At 61.7% G+C, this 13,103-nt stretch carries 13 protein-coding genes; 9 read left to right on the top strand and 4 right to left on the bottom strand.

Going from position 1 to position 13,103, the window contains the following annotated elements; genetic code table 11:
• Nucleotides 1-45 precede the first annotated feature (45 nt).
• Nucleotides 46-1,404, top strand: coding sequence for a tryptophan--tRNA ligase (locus tag NA647_RS11885; RefSeq protein ID WP_256057887.1), 1,359 nt, complete (start codon nt 46-48; stop codon nt 1,402-1,404).
• Between the two features lie 151 nt (nt 1,405-1,555).
• Nucleotides 1,556-2,650 carry a cell division protein ZapE gene (zapE, locus tag NA647_RS11880; RefSeq protein WP_256057886.1) on the top strand — a complete coding sequence of 365 codons (1,095 nt, stop codon included), beginning with the start codon at nt 1,556-1,558 and terminating at the stop codon, nt 2,648-2,650.
• Between the two features lie 113 nt (nt 2,651-2,763).
• Here zapE and NA647_RS11875 read toward each other — a convergent pair whose 3' ends face one another.
• Nucleotides 2,764-3,756, bottom strand: a complete 993-nt coding sequence (locus NA647_RS11875; protein WP_256057885.1) for a GlxA family transcriptional regulator — start codon at nt 3,754-3,756, stop codon at nt 2,764-2,766.
• Nucleotides 3,757-3,949: 193 nt separating this feature from the next.
• Here NA647_RS11875 and nfi point away from each other — a divergent pair, with 193 nt between their 5' ends.
• From nfi to NA647_RS11845, 6 genes are all read left to right on the top strand, one after another.
• Nucleotides 3,950-4,666, top strand: a complete 717-nt coding sequence (gene nfi / locus NA647_RS11870) for a deoxyribonuclease V (protein WP_256057884.1) — start codon at nt 3,950-3,952, stop codon at nt 4,664-4,666.
• 187 nt (nt 4,667-4,853) lie between these two features.
• Nucleotides 4,854-5,405 (top strand): 1,6-anhydro-N-acetylmuramyl-L-alanine amidase AmpD, encoded by a 552-nt coding sequence (gene ampD, locus NA647_RS11865; protein ID WP_256057883.1) that lies wholly within the window; start codon nt 4,854-4,856, stop codon nt 5,403-5,405.
• 22 nt (nt 5,406-5,427) lie between these two features.
• Entirely contained in the window at nt 5,428-6,264 is an 837-nt protein-coding gene (gene ampE / locus NA647_RS11860; RefSeq protein ID WP_256057882.1) for a regulatory signaling modulator protein AmpE, read from the top strand.
• Nucleotides 6,265-6,501: 237 nt separating this feature from the next.
• Nucleotides 6,502-8,532: a methyl-accepting chemotaxis protein gene (locus NA647_RS11855; protein ID WP_256057881.1), complete on the top strand. Its 2,031-nt coding sequence runs from the start codon at nt 6,502-6,504 to the stop codon at nt 8,530-8,532.
• A 99-nt stretch (nt 8,533-8,631) separates the two neighbouring features.
• The gene (locus tag NA647_RS11850; protein WP_256057880.1) at nt 8,632-9,150 is read left to right on the top strand and encodes a DUF5872 domain-containing protein; all 519 of its coding nucleotides are present in this window, start codon (nt 8,632-8,634) and stop codon (nt 9,148-9,150) included.
• Nucleotides 9,147-9,515 (top strand): DUF3140 domain-containing protein, encoded by a 369-nt coding sequence (locus tag NA647_RS11845; protein ID WP_256057879.1) that lies wholly within the window; start codon nt 9,147-9,149, stop codon nt 9,513-9,515. The genes NA647_RS11850 and NA647_RS11845 overlap by 4 nt, the downstream gene beginning before the upstream one ends.
• A gap of 140 nt (nt 9,516-9,655) precedes the next feature.
• Here NA647_RS11845 and NA647_RS11840 read toward each other — a convergent pair whose 3' ends face one another.
• From NA647_RS11840 to ada, 3 genes are read right to left on the bottom strand one after another with little or no spacing between them, the layout of a single operon-like run.
• On the bottom strand, nt 9,656-10,435 hold the full coding sequence (locus tag NA647_RS11840; RefSeq protein ID WP_256057878.1) for a TatD family hydrolase: 780 nt from the start codon (nt 10,433-10,435) through the stop codon (nt 9,656-9,658).
• Between the two features lie 33 nt (nt 10,436-10,468).
• Nucleotides 10,469-10,714 carry a hypothetical protein gene (locus NA647_RS11835; RefSeq protein WP_256057877.1) on the bottom strand — a complete coding sequence of 82 codons (246 nt, stop codon included), beginning with the start codon at nt 10,712-10,714 and terminating at the stop codon, nt 10,469-10,471.
• 51 nt (nt 10,715-10,765) lie between these two features.
• Entirely contained in the window at nt 10,766-11,803 is a 1,038-nt protein-coding gene (ada, locus tag NA647_RS11830) for a bifunctional DNA-binding transcriptional regulator/O6-methylguanine-DNA methyltransferase Ada (protein WP_256057876.1), read from the bottom strand.
• A 158-nt stretch (nt 11,804-11,961) separates the two neighbouring features.
• Here ada and NA647_RS11825 point away from each other — a divergent pair, with 158 nt between their 5' ends.
• Complete coding sequence (locus NA647_RS11825) at nt 11,962-12,852, top strand: PA4780 family RIO1-like protein kinase (RefSeq protein ID WP_256057875.1); 891 nt, start codon at nt 11,962-11,964, stop codon at nt 12,850-12,852.
• The last annotated feature ends 251 nt before the right edge of the window (nt 12,853-13,103 follow it).

Genomic DNA, 13,103 nt, shown 5'->3' with positions numbered 1-13,103 from the left:
CTTCCAACGGCGTGCCGTTTGCGCTGACTGAACCGAGATGATCGTATGAAAACCCGAATCCTTACCGGCATTACCACTACGGGCACGCCCCATCTGGGCAACTATGCCGGGGCCATTCGGCCGGCTATCGTGGCCAGTCGTGAAGCCGATGCCGATTCCTTCTACTTCCTCGCCGACTATCACGCGCTGATCAAGTGTGATGATCCGCGGCGCATCCAGCAGTCGCGTTTGGAGATCGCTGCCACCTGGCTGGCCTGTGGTCTGGATGCGGATCGGGTGACTTTCTATCGGCAGTCCGACATTCCTGAAATCCCCGAGCTGACTTGGCTGTTGACCTGCGTCGCTGGTAAGGGGCTGCTCAACCGCGCGCATGCCTACAAGGCGTCGGTGGACAAGAATGTCGAGCTGGGCGAGGACCCGGACGCCGGCGTTACCATGGGATTGTTCAGCTATCCGGTGCTGATGGCAGCAGACATCCTCATGTTCAATGCGCACCGGGTGCCGGTCGGCCGTGACCAGATTCAGCATGTGGAGATGGCGCGTGACATCGCTCAGCGCTTCAATCACCTGTTCGGCAATGGCAAAGAGTTCTTCACGCTGCCGGCTGCCATCATCGAGGAAGGCGTGGCGACCTTGCCGGGGCTCGATGGACGCAAGATGTCCAAGAGCTACGACAACACCATTCCGCTGTTCGCCAGTGCCAAGGAGCTGAAAAGCACCATCGCGCGCATCGTCACCGACTCGAAACTGCCGGGCGAGCCGAAAGACCCGGACGACTCCCATCTGTTCACTATTTACCAAGCCTTCGCTACCCCGGCGCAACTGGCCGAGTTCCGCGCCGAGCTGATCGGTGGGCTGGCCTGGGGCGAGGCCAAGCAGCGCCTGTTCCAGTTGCTCGACAACGAACTGGGCGAAGCACGCGAGCGTTATCACGCACTGATGCAGCGCCCCGGCGATCTGGAGGACATCCTGCAGGCCGGTGCCGCCAAGGCGCGTAAGATCGCTACGCCATTTCTCGGCGAGCTGCGTGAAGCGGTGGGACTGCGTAATTTCCGCAGTGAAGTGGCGAGTACCGCGCCGGCCAAGAAAAAAGGCGGAAAGGCCGCGCGCTTTGCCAGTTTCCGCGAGAACGACGGCAGCTTCCGTTTCCGCTTTTTCGCCGCCGATGGCGAGGAGTTGTTGTTGTCGCGGCCGTTCAACGATCCCAAGGCGATCGGTGTGACCAGCCAACGACTGATCGCGCAGGGCGTGGACGCGCTGGAACTCCGTGCCGACGAGAGCAATCAATTCACGCTGTGGCTGGACGGCGAATGCATCGCCGACAGCCCCGGCTACGCCGATGAGCAGGCGCTGGAAGCCGCCATGCTGCGCTTGCGCCAGGCATTGGCGACACTTGCCGTGTAACTCCGGACTGTCGCCGTTCAATGCCTGAACGGTGTATCGCTGTCGATCCCTGTTTTCCTCGAGGCCCAAGCGCTTGAACGATCTGCGTAAATTGCCAACCACCGAGGGCACGGCTAAAGTGTCGGCCCCGTTTCACTACCCAGACCCCGCCATGACACCTCTTGAGCGCTATCAGGCAGACCTGAAACGTCCCGACTTCTTCCACGATGCCGCCCAGGAAACTGCCGTGCGCCATCTCCAGCGTCTGTATGACGATCTGCTCGCCGACGACCGCAACAAATCCGGGCTGCTGGGCAAGCTGTTCGGCAAGAAGCAGCAGGAGCCGGTAAAAGGCCTGTATTTCTGGGGCGGTGTTGGTCGCGGCAAGACCTATCTGGTCGACACCTTCTTCGACGCGCTGCCATTCGAGCAGAAGACACGCACCCACTTTCACCGCTTCATGAAGCGCGTGCACGAGGAAATGCGCACTCTCAAGGGCGAGAAGAACCCGCTGACCATCATCGGCAAGCGCTTCGCCGATGAATCACGCGTGATCTGCTTCGACGAATTCTTCGTGTCGGATATCACCGACGCGATGATCCTCGCGACCCTGCTCGAAGAGCTGTTCAAGAACGGTGTGAGTCTAGTGGCCACCTCCAACATCGTTCCGGATGGCCTGTACAAGGACGGTCTGCAGCGGGCCCGCTTCCTTCCGGCAATCGAGCTTTTGAAGAAACACACCGAAATCGTCAACGTCGACAGCGGCATCGACTATCGCTTGCGCGCGCTCGAACAGGCCGAGCTCTACCACTTCCCGCTCGATGCCGAGGCGGAGCTGAGCCTGGAGAAGAGCTTTCGCAGCCTGTTGCCGGAGCAGTGCCGGGTGCAGGAAAACGAAGCGCTGATGATCGAAAACCGCGAGATCGTCGCACGCAAGACGGCGGGCGGCGTCGCCTGGTTCGAGTTTCGCGAGCTCTGCGATGGTCCGCGTAGCCAGAACGACTATATCGAGCTGGGCAAGATCTTCGATGCGGTGCTGGTCTCCAACATCGAGCGGATGGACGTTGCCAAGGACGACATGGCGCGGCGCTTCATCAACATGGTCGACGAGTTCTACGACCGTAACGTCAAGTTGATCCTGTCAGCCGAAGTCGAACTCAAGGACCTATATGCCGGCGGCCGTCTGGAATTCGAATTCCAGCGCACCCTCAGCCGTCTGCTGGAAATGCAGTCGCATGAGTATCTGGCTCGACCGCATAAACCGTAGAGAAGCAGCTTGAAGCTGAAAGAAAGCACTTGGCCGGCTTCTGTCCGGCCCCACACACTGGCTTCCAGCTTCCAGCTTCCAGCTTCCAGCTTCCAGCTTCCAGCTTCCAGCTTCTAGCTGCTCTTATATCGATACTGCTGCCGATACCGATTCGGCGATAGCTCGGTGTGCTGGCGGAACAGCCGAGCGAAGAAGCTGGCATCGTCGTAACCCACTTCGTAGCTGATGGTTTTGATGCTTTTGCGGGTAGTGGAAAGAAGGTTTTTGGCTGTCTCGATGCGCAACCGCTGCAGGTAGTGCAACGGTTTGTCGCCGGTCGCTGCCTGAAATCGTCGCATGAAGTTGCGAATGCTCATGCCGTGGTCCCGCGCCACGTCCTCGAAGCGGAATTTCTCCGCGAAATGCTCCTCGAGCCATTCCTGAATCTGTAGCACGCGGGTGTCCAGATGGAGCTTCTGGCCACCAAAGCCGATGCGTCCCGGGCTGTAGTTGCGTTGCACCTCGAACAGCACGTCGCGGGCCATGCCCTGTGCGATATGCGAGCCGCAGAAGCGTTCGACCAGATGCATATAAAGATCGCACGCCGAAGTGGTGCCCCCTGCGCAGTACAGATTGTCGCTGTCGGTCAGATGCTTCTCCTGAGTAAAGAGTACCCGTGGGAACCGCTCGACGAACTCACGCGCGAAGCGCCAGTGAGTCGTGGCTTCGCGCTCGTCGAGCAATCCCGCGGCAGCCATCCAGAATGCGCCGGTGGCTTCGCCGCAGATGGTGCTGCCGGCCGCGTGTCGTTCCTTCAGCCAGGGCGTTACCTCTGGGTACTGCAGGCCAAGCGTATCGAAATCGCCCCAGAACGCCGGCAATATCACCGCATCGGCGCCATCCAGCGCGCCGTCCACCGCGACGATGGCACCGCTGAACGTAGTGACCGGACGGCCATCAGGGCTGACCAGCACCGTCTCGAAAGCTGGCGTCAGATCCATCCCTAGTTGTTTGCCATAGCGCAGGCTGGCCATGTGAAAAAAATCCTTGGCATGCATCAGGGTGGATGCAAACACCCCGTCGGTGGCCAGAATGCTGATACGTTTCAACGATTGGGCATTGCGCATGGATGTGGTTTCTACGTGTTTCGATTGTTTTTATAGGGACTGTTATAGGGACTGTTATAGGGACGATGCAGGGTAAAACTGCCGTAGTTCGGCGGGAGCGTCTTCTTTTTTCGGCTGACTGTCTAGTCGCAATCAGTCTCAGGTGGAGGAACTGCTCATGATGTCGCTGATCTAACTAGCAAAGAGGATTTCCATGACCGTCAATACAACACCCTTTCGCCCCGATGCGTTCGGCGGCTGGGATGGTAGCCCTGGCTCTGCCCGGGAGATGCAGAAAGAGCTGGCCAGCAAGGTGGTGCTGGAGGATGACTTCGGACCCCTCCGACTGATCGCCGGTGTAGATGTCGGTTTCGAAGAGGGCGGCCAAGTCACCCGCGCCGCCGTCGTGCTGCTCGACGCTGAAACCCTCGAACCGCTGGCGCAGTCCTTGGCGCGGATCCCTACCAGCATGCCGTATATCCCTGGATTGCTGTCGTTCCGCGAACTACCCGCCGTGTTGCAGGCGCTCGACTCGCTCGGCCAGACACCGGACCTGATTTTCTCCGACGGGCACGGCATTGCGCATCCGCGCGGCCTCGGCATCGCTGCGCATCTGGGCGTCATCACCGGGCTGCCGACAATCGGCGTGGCGAAGAAAATTCTCACTGGCCTGCATGAACCGCTCGGCGAGCGGCGCGGCGATCAGGTCGATCTGCTGGACAAGCACGGCAAGGTGATCGGCACGGTGCTGCGCAGCAAGGACAAGGTGCGGCCACTGATCATTTCGCCCGGCAACCGGGTCAGCTTGGCGACCGCTCCGCAATTGGTGATGCGCTATGTCACTCGCTATCGACTACCGGAGCCGACGCGGTTGGCCGACCGTCTGGCCTCGCGTAGGGATGAAAAAGCAGCTGGAAGCTTGAAGCCGTAAGCGTGAAGTTAAAGCAGTAAGGGCTGGACGGTGTTTCGGCGCGCCAGCTAGGCACAATGGTTTCCAGTTTCCAGTTTCCAGTTTCCAGTTTCCAGTTTCCAGTTTCCAGTTTCCAGTTTCCAGCTTGCAGCGTGCAGCGTGCAAGCGCTAGCCTGCAGACCCCTCAGCCAACCCAGGTTCCGCTTCGATGCAGCTGGATCATGCGACAGGCTGGTGCCGAGGCATTCGCCATTGCCCCTCGCCCAACTTCAACAAGCGCCCCGATGACGAGATTTCGTTACTGGTCATCCATAACATCAGCCTGCCGCCGGGTTGCTTCGGGACCGGCAAGGTCCAGCAGTTCTTTCAGAATTGCCTGCCCAGCGACGAACATCCTTTCTTCGAAGAAATCGCCGCCCTGCAGGTCTCGGCGCACTTTCTCATCGAGCGTGATGGTGCGATCACGCAGTTCGTCTCCTGTCTGGATCGCGCCTGGCACGCCGGGATTTCCTGCTTCGATGGGCGCGAAAGCTGCAACGACTTCTCCCTTGGCATCGAATTGGAAGGCACCGATGACTTGCCCTTCAGCGAGGCCCAGTACGACAGCCTGATCCGCCTCTGCCTCCTGCTGCAACAGGCATATCCGGCGATCACGCCGGAGCGAGTCTGCGGTCACAGCGACATCGCACCGGGCCGCAAGACCGACCCCGGCCCGGCATTCGACTGGCTGCGCCTGCGCGCGGCCTCGATCGTGGCCTGAGAGCCTCGCATAGGATTCGATAATGATTTTTCTCGTGGTGCTGCTGGTTCTGCTCATCGACAAACTCACCGATTGGCGACGTGACGTGCAGCACGACGGCCCATGGCTGCAGTTGCTGCGGCGCGTCGAAGGGCGCGCGGACATGGCGTCCAGGCCATGGCTGTCTCTCTCGCTCCTGGTGCTGCTGCCGGTGCTGGTGCTCGGCTTGTTACTGATGGCGCTCAAGCCGCTGGCCTACGGTTGGCTCAGCCTGCCGCTGCATCTGCTGTTGCTGCTCTACAGTTTGGGACGAGGGCAGGGCAAGCGTGAATTCGGGGCGTTCCGCGACGCCTGGCGCCGGGGTGATGGCAACGCCGCCGCTCTGGTGGCCGAGCGCGACCTGGGCCTCAGCGCGCCGGATGCGCCGAGCCTGTTGCGCGCCGTCGAGGCGCAGCTGCTCTGGCGTAGCCATCAAGGCTTCTTTGCGGTGATCTTCTGGTACGTGCTGCTCGGTCCCATGGCTGCACTGGCTTACCGGCTGCTTGCGCTGACGATTGAACACACCGGGAGCGAAGCCGTGCGCGAGCGGGCAGGGCAGCTGCGACACGCTTTCGACTGGCTGCCGGTGCGGCTTCTGCTGGTCAGCTTCGGATTGGTCGGTAACTTCGTCGCAATGAATCGCGCCCTGCTGCAGGATCTGTTGCGCTGGGAAACGCCCGCGCCGCGGCTGCTGGCCAACGTCGGTCCTGCTGCGGCGGATCTGCGCGAGCCGTATGAAGGCGAGGCGGGTATCTCACGGCTGGACAGCCTTGCCGCACTGCTGGTGAGAACCCGCATGCTCTGGTATGCCGCCATCGCGCTCTGGACGCTCTTTCTCTAGCCGCCCCGCGCAATTGCGTCGGGCGCCGCGTCGCCGCCGCCCGTCGTCTGGCGCCTGCATAAGCACCGTGGATAGGTCGGAATTGGCGGGCCTTCTGCCGCTTGTCGCGCCATCACTCTGCCATTACCTTAAGTTACATAACCCCTGACCGATATCCCGTATAAGTTCCTCACACTCTGACGAGCCCTTGCTGCAGCCTTGATGCTGTTGGCAACAATAAAAATTGGGAGACGTCTTTTGAAAGGTCTTTTGTATCCCGCCATCGCGTTGATGAATCGCCTGAGCTTCGGCATGAAGTTCAGCTTGATCAGCGTTCTTTTCTTCGTTCCCATGCTGCTCACCAATTTTTATCTGGTGCGTGATTCATATCGGGAATTCGAGGGCACCCGCACCGAACTGCAGAGCCTTGAGTTGCTGGGTACGGCATTGCAGCTGCGCCGCGAGATGGAAGATTGGAAAGACCTCGTGGAAATCGAGGGCATCATTGGCCAGACCGGCGAGGTACAGGCGCTGGTGACCCGTTTGGCGGACGCCGAACGAGGGCTGTCCGCGCGGATGCAAAGTCTGACGCCAGTCAGCGATAACCCCGAACAAGTGGCCGAATTCAATACCCGCCGGGACGACCTCGATGCCGCCCTGCGCGAGGCGCAGGCGCAGCAATCGCTGCAAACCAAGGTCGCCATGGCGCGTGCGCTGTTGGGCAAGGCTCAGGTGATGATCAAGCTGATCGCCAGCCAGTCGGGTCTGAGCCAGGACAGCCAGCGTGATGTTCGGATTCTGGCGGAGCTACTGACCTCGGTCACGCCCTCGATCACCGCCATCCTCGGCGAAGGGCGAGCAGTCGGCTCCTACACCTTCGGCCAGGGCTATCTGAACTCCGACGCCAGCAATAAGTTGGACGAACTTCTCCTGGAGCTGGAGAAGCAACAGGCTCAATACGGCGCTCAGCTGCAGGACGTATTGGCCAGTAGCGCGTCCGCGCAGCGCCAGCTCGACAGCCACACCGCCGCCAGTCGCGACTCTCTGAGGATCAGCAGCGATATCTTCCAGGACCAGGTGATCATGGCCGAAGCGCTGGATCAGCCATGGGACGCGTTCTATGACCTGATCAGCGCCGAGATGGCGAAGACCTACGCGCTCAACGACGCGATTCTGGGCTTCCTCGACGAGCAGCTCGAGCAGCGCCTGGAGCAGAAACGCCTGCTCATGACTCTGTTGCTGGCCGCGCTGGTGCTGGTGTTCGTGCTTGTGGTCTATCTCTACAGCGCGTTCTACATGTCCACTCGCGCGACGTTGAAGAGCCTCGGCGCAACCATGGACCGCGTCGCCGCAGGCGACATGACTGCGCGATTCAACGTGCAAAGCCGCGATGAACTGGGCGAACTGGGCCAGGTATTCAACGAGACCGTGGCCAAGATACGTGAGCTGATCGAGCGGGTCGGCCAGACCGTCGGTGAGGTGGAGCGTCAGGCTTCGCGTGTGGAGACCGTCTCGGGCGAAAGCAATCAGACGGTGTCCGAACAGCGCGGGCAGATCGAGCAGGTCGCCACCGCGATGAACCAGATGTCGGCGACCGCACAGGGCGTCGCGTCCAGTGCTGAGGCGGCGGTCGGCAGCGCGCAAAGCGTCAATGAAGAAACGGTTAGCGGGCGCGGTCTGGTCGAGGCTCAGGTCAGTGGTATCGAGCGGCTGGCCGCGGAAATCGAGCAGTCGGTCACCGTGATCAATCAGCTGGCCAGCGACAGCAAGGCCATCAGTCAGGTGTTGGACGTCATCAAAGGTGTCGCTGAGCAGACCAATCTGCTGGCGCTCAACGCCGCGATCGAAGCCGCGCGTGCCGGCGAGCAGGGGCGTGGTTTCGCGGTGGTCGCCGATGAAGTGCGCAACCTGGCCAGACGCACCCAGCAGTCCACCGAAGAAATCGAGCAGATGATCGCGCGGCTCCAGGGCGGCGTTGGCGCTGCGGTGAAAACCATGCATGCCAGCCACTCGATGGCCGATGAGACGGTCAATCAGTCGGCCCAGGTTCGTCAGGCGCTGGAAAACATTCTCGGTGCGGTCGGCGTCATCGTCGACCAGAACCAGCAGATCGCCGCCGCCGCGGAGGAACAAACCGCCGTCGCGCACGACATCGACCGCAACATCGTCGCGATCAACGAAGCCGGGCAGCGTACCGCCGAAGGCGCTGGGCATACCGAGCAGGCCAGTCGCGAGTTGACCGAGCTGGTTGGGCGCTTGCAGCAATTGATCGGCGCATTTCGGGTCTGATCGTCAGCTGCATACGGTGCCAGGCCATCCATCGGTGGCTATGAACAACTCCTCTCACACCTGGGTCTGCCGAACAGGCAAACCTGGGAGTTGCGCTTCATGGCCAGCACCGCAAAAAAGACCGACCCCGCACTGTGGGAGCGGGTCAAGAAAGAGGTCACCGATGGCAGCAAGGGCGGCGAGCCCGGTCAGTGGTCTGCGCGCAAGGCGCAATATGCCGTGCAGGAGTACAAGAAGCGCGGCGGTGGCTACGAAGGCAAGAAATCGGCCGACAACCATCTAAGAGAGTGGACCCGCGAGGATTGGGGCACTCAGTCCGGTAAGCCCTCTGGCGAAACCGGTGAACGCTATCTACCCAAGCACGCCCGAGAATCGCTCAGCGACGAAGAGTATGCCCGCACGACACGCAAGAAGCGCGCGGACTCACGGCGCGGGAAGCAGCATTCAAAGCAACCGGTAGACGTCGCGCACAAGGCCAGCCGCGAGCGCGAACCGGCCCTGAGCGGACTGAACAAACCCGAACTAATGCGCCGCGCCGCTCAGCGCGGCATTCGTGGGCGCTCGAAGATGAAGAAGGACGAGCTGGTCGCGGCGCTGAAGCGGGAGGGCGAGCAATGAGCACGCTCGACGACGATGATCGGCGGGATATCCGCGAAGAGTTCCATCAGGTTGTGAACATGGCGCCATCTGCCCTGCGTCGCTGGCTTGAGAGTGAGACCAGCCGCAGCGTCGGTATGACTGCCGAGGGCGAGAAAGTTACCGATCCAAGCGATGGCGAAGCGGTGGGGCATGCCATGGGCAAGCGCATTTTGGAACTCAAGGGGCGGCGTCAGGCCGACCTCGAAGAAGATGACTACCAAGCCATGCGCAAGGTCATCGGCTACGTCCACCGGCATTTGGCTCAGCGGCCAAAGGGCGATATCCAGGATAGCCGTTGGCACCAATCGTTAATGAACTGGGGTCACGATCCGCTGGAGGACTGACCTCCGCTACCCCGTATTTGAAGCTGGTGGTCTCAGCTTCTACGTCGTTTAGTGCGTTCGCGTCTGATCGCACTGATCCAATGCCAGCTATGGCTATGTCCGCTTTCCATGCAGCGCTTGCCGGTTCGGCAAGCTGATCCTCACTTCCAGCCAAACAGCTCGCGGCTGTTGCGGTAACTGGCATCCGCCAGTTCATCAGGGCTGATGCCACGCAGCTCGGCCAGTTCGCGGCAGATGTCCGGAAGAAACTCCGGGCTGTTGCGTTGCCCTGCATGGCTGTGCGGCGTGATGTCTGGCGCGTCGGTTTCTAGGACGATGCTGTCTAGCGGCAGCTGCTGCAGCACCCGATGCATGCGATGCGCCTGCGGCCAGGTGCCGGCGCCGCCCAGGCCGAGCTTGTAGCCGAGCTTGATGTACTCGCGGGCTTCTTCCCAGCTGCCGCTGAAGGCATGGGCGATGCCGGCGCGCTTGAGCTTTCGCTGCTTCAGGGTTGCGATCATCGGTGCATGGGCACGACGTACGTGCAGCAGTACCGGCAGCTCGAATTCGTCCGCCAGGTCCAACTGGGCTTCGAGAATGTGCTGCTGCCTCTCCTTGTCCGGATCCTCAATGTAATAGTCCAGGCCGATCTCACCAATGGCGCAGAGCTTTTCTTCCCCGCGCAGGCGTTGCAGCCAGTCGCGCAGCTCCTCCATGTGCTCCGGTCGATGATCCTGCAGAAAGACCGGATGCAACCCCAGCGCGGCGTACACGGCGGGTTCGTCCAGTGCCATCTGCCAGACCCTCTCCCAGTTAGCCTGATGCACACCGAGCACCAGAATGCGCTCGACGCCCACACGGGCGCAGCGGGCCAGCACCTCACTGCGGTCGGTATCGAAGGGGTCGAAGTCCAGGTGCGTGTGGGTGTCGATCAGGGGCACGGCGGGCATCTCCTTTCGTTGTATCGGGGGGGCTCAGCGCCTTTGTTCTTCTTCGATCTGGATGTCGCTGACGCCCAGCTCGGCCATTCGGCTGTGCTCGCTGGCGCGCTCCGGAATCTCCCAAGGGGCGTCAGTGGTGGCGCGCGGTTCTCTGACGTGATGCAGGAGTATTTCCAGTTCGGCCTGCTCGATGGCCGGCTCTTCGAAGGCGTCCAGCGTCAGCGACGCTGGGTTGCCATTGATCAGGTAATGGATGCGGTAGCGTTTCAGTTCGGTCATGGAGGCGGCTCTTTTTCCGGTGGCGTGGAATATCCGACCGCCAGATCGCCGTCAGGCTCCCGATTCTCCTCGCTCCGATTCGAGCAGAGCGGTCTTGCGCTCGATGCCCCAGCGGTAACCGGTCAGCGCCTGGTTGGCTCCGACGACGCGGTGGCACGGCACCAGCAGCCCGATCGGATTACTGGCGCAGGCACGGGCCACGGCGCGCGCATGGGTGCCCAGGCTCGCCGCCAGTTCGCCATAACGGCGAGTCTCGCCAGCCGGAATGTCTTGCAAGGCCTGCCAGACGCGTTGCTGAAACGCCGTGCCGCGCAGATCCAGCGGCAGCAGGGCGGCGCGAGTCGGTTCGTGTAACTGCTCCAGAATCGAGTGCAGCCATTCGCCGAGCCCAGCTTGATCGCGCGTCAACTCCGCCGCGGCGAAACGTGATTGCAGCTCGTCGAGCAGCGCTTGCTCCTCATCGGCGAACAATAGAGCGCAGATGCCCCTGTCACTGGCGGCGACCAGCAGTAATCCCAGGGGGCACGGGCTGATCGCATAACGCAGAGCTTCGCCGGCCCCCTTGCGCCGGCGCTGTGCCGGGCTGAGTGCGGCAATGTTTTGATAGGCGCCGCGCGTGCTGCCATAGCCTGATTCCAGCGCCGCGCCGAGTACCGATTCGGCGCCTGGGAGCTGCGCCTCCAACCGCTCGCGTCGCCGCGCCGCCGCCCATGCGTGAGGCGTAAGGCCGGTTCGGGCCTTGAATGCGCGGGCCAGATGCGAGGTGGACAGGCCGATGCGGGCAGCCAGCCGGTCCAGCGTCATCGGCTCGGGATTTTCATCGAGCAGACGGCAGGCGGCGATCACCAGCGCATCCAGCTGCTCGGTCGGGCTCTGGCCATGCGGCGCGCAGCGCTTGCATGGGCGATAGCCGGCGGCTTCGGCGTCTGCTGAATTGCTGAAGAAACTGACGCCGTCCCGCCGGGGGCGACGCGCTGGGCAGCTTGGGCGGCAGAAGATGCCGGTCGAGCGTACGGCGAACACGAAGCGGCCATCGAAGTCTGCGTCGCGTTCGCTGAGAGCTTGCCAGCAGCGGTCGAAATCGATCATTTCGCGGCTCCTTGGGTAGTCGGGTTCGATTGTCCGTCCTGCTCGCCCGCGATGCCAATCCGCAATGCGCTTTCAAACTTGCGGGCGAGCATGGAAGCGTGCTGACGATTACCGTAACCTGCATGCCTGCATAGTCGAATAGGGTCTGTAAGCCACTGATGAAAACGCCAAAACGACTCGAGCCGCTGGTCGAGGATGGGCTGATCGACGAAGTGCTACGGCCGCTGATGAGCGGCAAGGAAGCAGCTGTTTATGTGGTGCGCTGCGGTGAAGAGCTGCGCTGCGCGAAGGTATACAAAGAAGCCAACAACCGCAGCTTTCGTCAGGCGGTGAAGTACCAGGAAGGTCGCAAAGTCCGCAGCAGCCGCGACGCCCGGGCGATGGCCAAGGGCTCCAAGCATGGGCGCAAGGAAAAGGAAGAAAACTGGCAGAACGCCGAGGTGGCAGCGTTGTTCAGGCTGGCAGACGCCGGCGTGCGTGTGCCCAAGCCGTACGACTTCCTCGATGGCGTGCTGCTGATGGAGATGATCTCCGGCGAAGATGGGGACGCCGCTCCACGTCTCAACGACGTCGACCTGCACCCCGACGACGCGCGCGAATTCCATGCCTTCATGATCGGCGAGGTGGTGAAGATGCTCTGCGCCGGTCTGGTGCATGGCGACCTGTCCGAATTCAATGTGCTACTCGACGAGTACGGCCCGGTCATCATCGACCTGCCGCAGGCGGTCGACGCGGCAGGGAATAACCATGCGTTCGAGATGCTCGAACGCGACGTCGGCAACATGTCGGCGTACTTCGGGCAGTTCGCGCCGGAACTCAAGTTCACCCGTTATGCCAAGGAAATGTGGGCGCTGTATGAGGACGGCAAGCTGACGCCAGAGACCAAGCTGACCGGTGAATTTGCCGAGCCGGAGGATGCCGCTGACCTGGACGCGGTGATGCGTGAAATCAAGGCGACACTCGCCGATCAGGCGCGCAAGGAAGCGTTGCGCAACGCAACGGACGAGCCTAACGACGAGCCGCCCACGCCGCCGTGGATGCGGGGGTGATCGAAAAAAGCGAGGTTCGCCCCGTGCGCTTTTCGTAGGAGCGAGGGGGACGCCGAGTCCTTGCTCGCGAACCGGGCGGCCGTAGGGCCGAATGAATTCGGCCCTACGAGGCAGTGTGGTGTCCTTGATCACTGTGACGGGTGCTGTGCTGGCAAGGTGGCCGAAGGTCTTTGGCTCCACGGAGCAGTTGTAGGGCTGAACTTGTTCGGCCTTGGCGCTCGGCCCGGCCTCAGAGCTTGGTTTCGGTGGGT

The organism is Stutzerimonas stutzeri (genome assembly GCF_024448985.1).
Taxonomy (GTDB): domain Bacteria; phylum Pseudomonadota; class Gammaproteobacteria; order Pseudomonadales; family Pseudomonadaceae; genus Stutzerimonas; species Stutzerimonas stutzeri_AP.
This window is presented reverse-complemented; position numbering and strand designations above follow the sequence as displayed.

What these genes read in the sequence shown, in the direction of transcription:
- NA647_RS11835 (WP_256057877.1), bottom strand. Translation starts at nt 10,714, where the DNA reads ATGACCGAACTGAAACGCTACCGCATCCATTACCTGATCAATGGCAAC.
- zapE (WP_256057886.1), top strand. Translation starts at nt 1,556, where the DNA reads ATGACACCTCTTGAGCGCTATCAGGCAGACCTGAAACGTCCCGACTTC.
- NA647_RS11850 (WP_256057880.1), top strand. Translation starts at nt 8,632, where the DNA reads ATGGCCAGCACCGCAAAAAAGACCGACCCCGCACTGTGGGAGCGGGTC.
- nfi (WP_256057884.1), top strand. Translation starts at nt 3,950, where the DNA reads ATGACCGTCAATACAACACCCTTTCGCCCCGATGCGTTCGGCGGCTGG.
- ampD (WP_256057883.1), top strand. Translation starts at nt 4,854, where the DNA reads ATGCAGCTGGATCATGCGACAGGCTGGTGCCGAGGCATTCGCCATTGC.
- ada (WP_256057876.1), bottom strand. Translation starts at nt 11,803, where the DNA reads ATGATCGATTTCGACCGCTGCTGGCAAGCTCTCAGCGAACGCGACGCA.
- NA647_RS11875 (WP_256057885.1), bottom strand. Translation starts at nt 3,756, where the DNA reads ATGCGCAATGCCCAATCGTTGAAACGTATCAGCATTCTGGCCACCGAC.
- NA647_RS11885 (WP_256057887.1), top strand. Translation starts at nt 46, where the DNA reads ATGAAAACCCGAATCCTTACCGGCATTACCACTACGGGCACGCCCCAT.
- NA647_RS11825 (WP_256057875.1), top strand. Translation starts at nt 11,962, where the DNA reads ATGAAAACGCCAAAACGACTCGAGCCGCTGGTCGAGGATGGGCTGATC.
- ampE (WP_256057882.1), top strand. Translation starts at nt 5,428, where the DNA reads ATGATTTTTCTCGTGGTGCTGCTGGTTCTGCTCATCGACAAACTCACC.
- NA647_RS11845 (WP_256057879.1), top strand. Translation starts at nt 9,147, where the DNA reads ATGAGCACGCTCGACGACGATGATCGGCGGGATATCCGCGAAGAGTTC.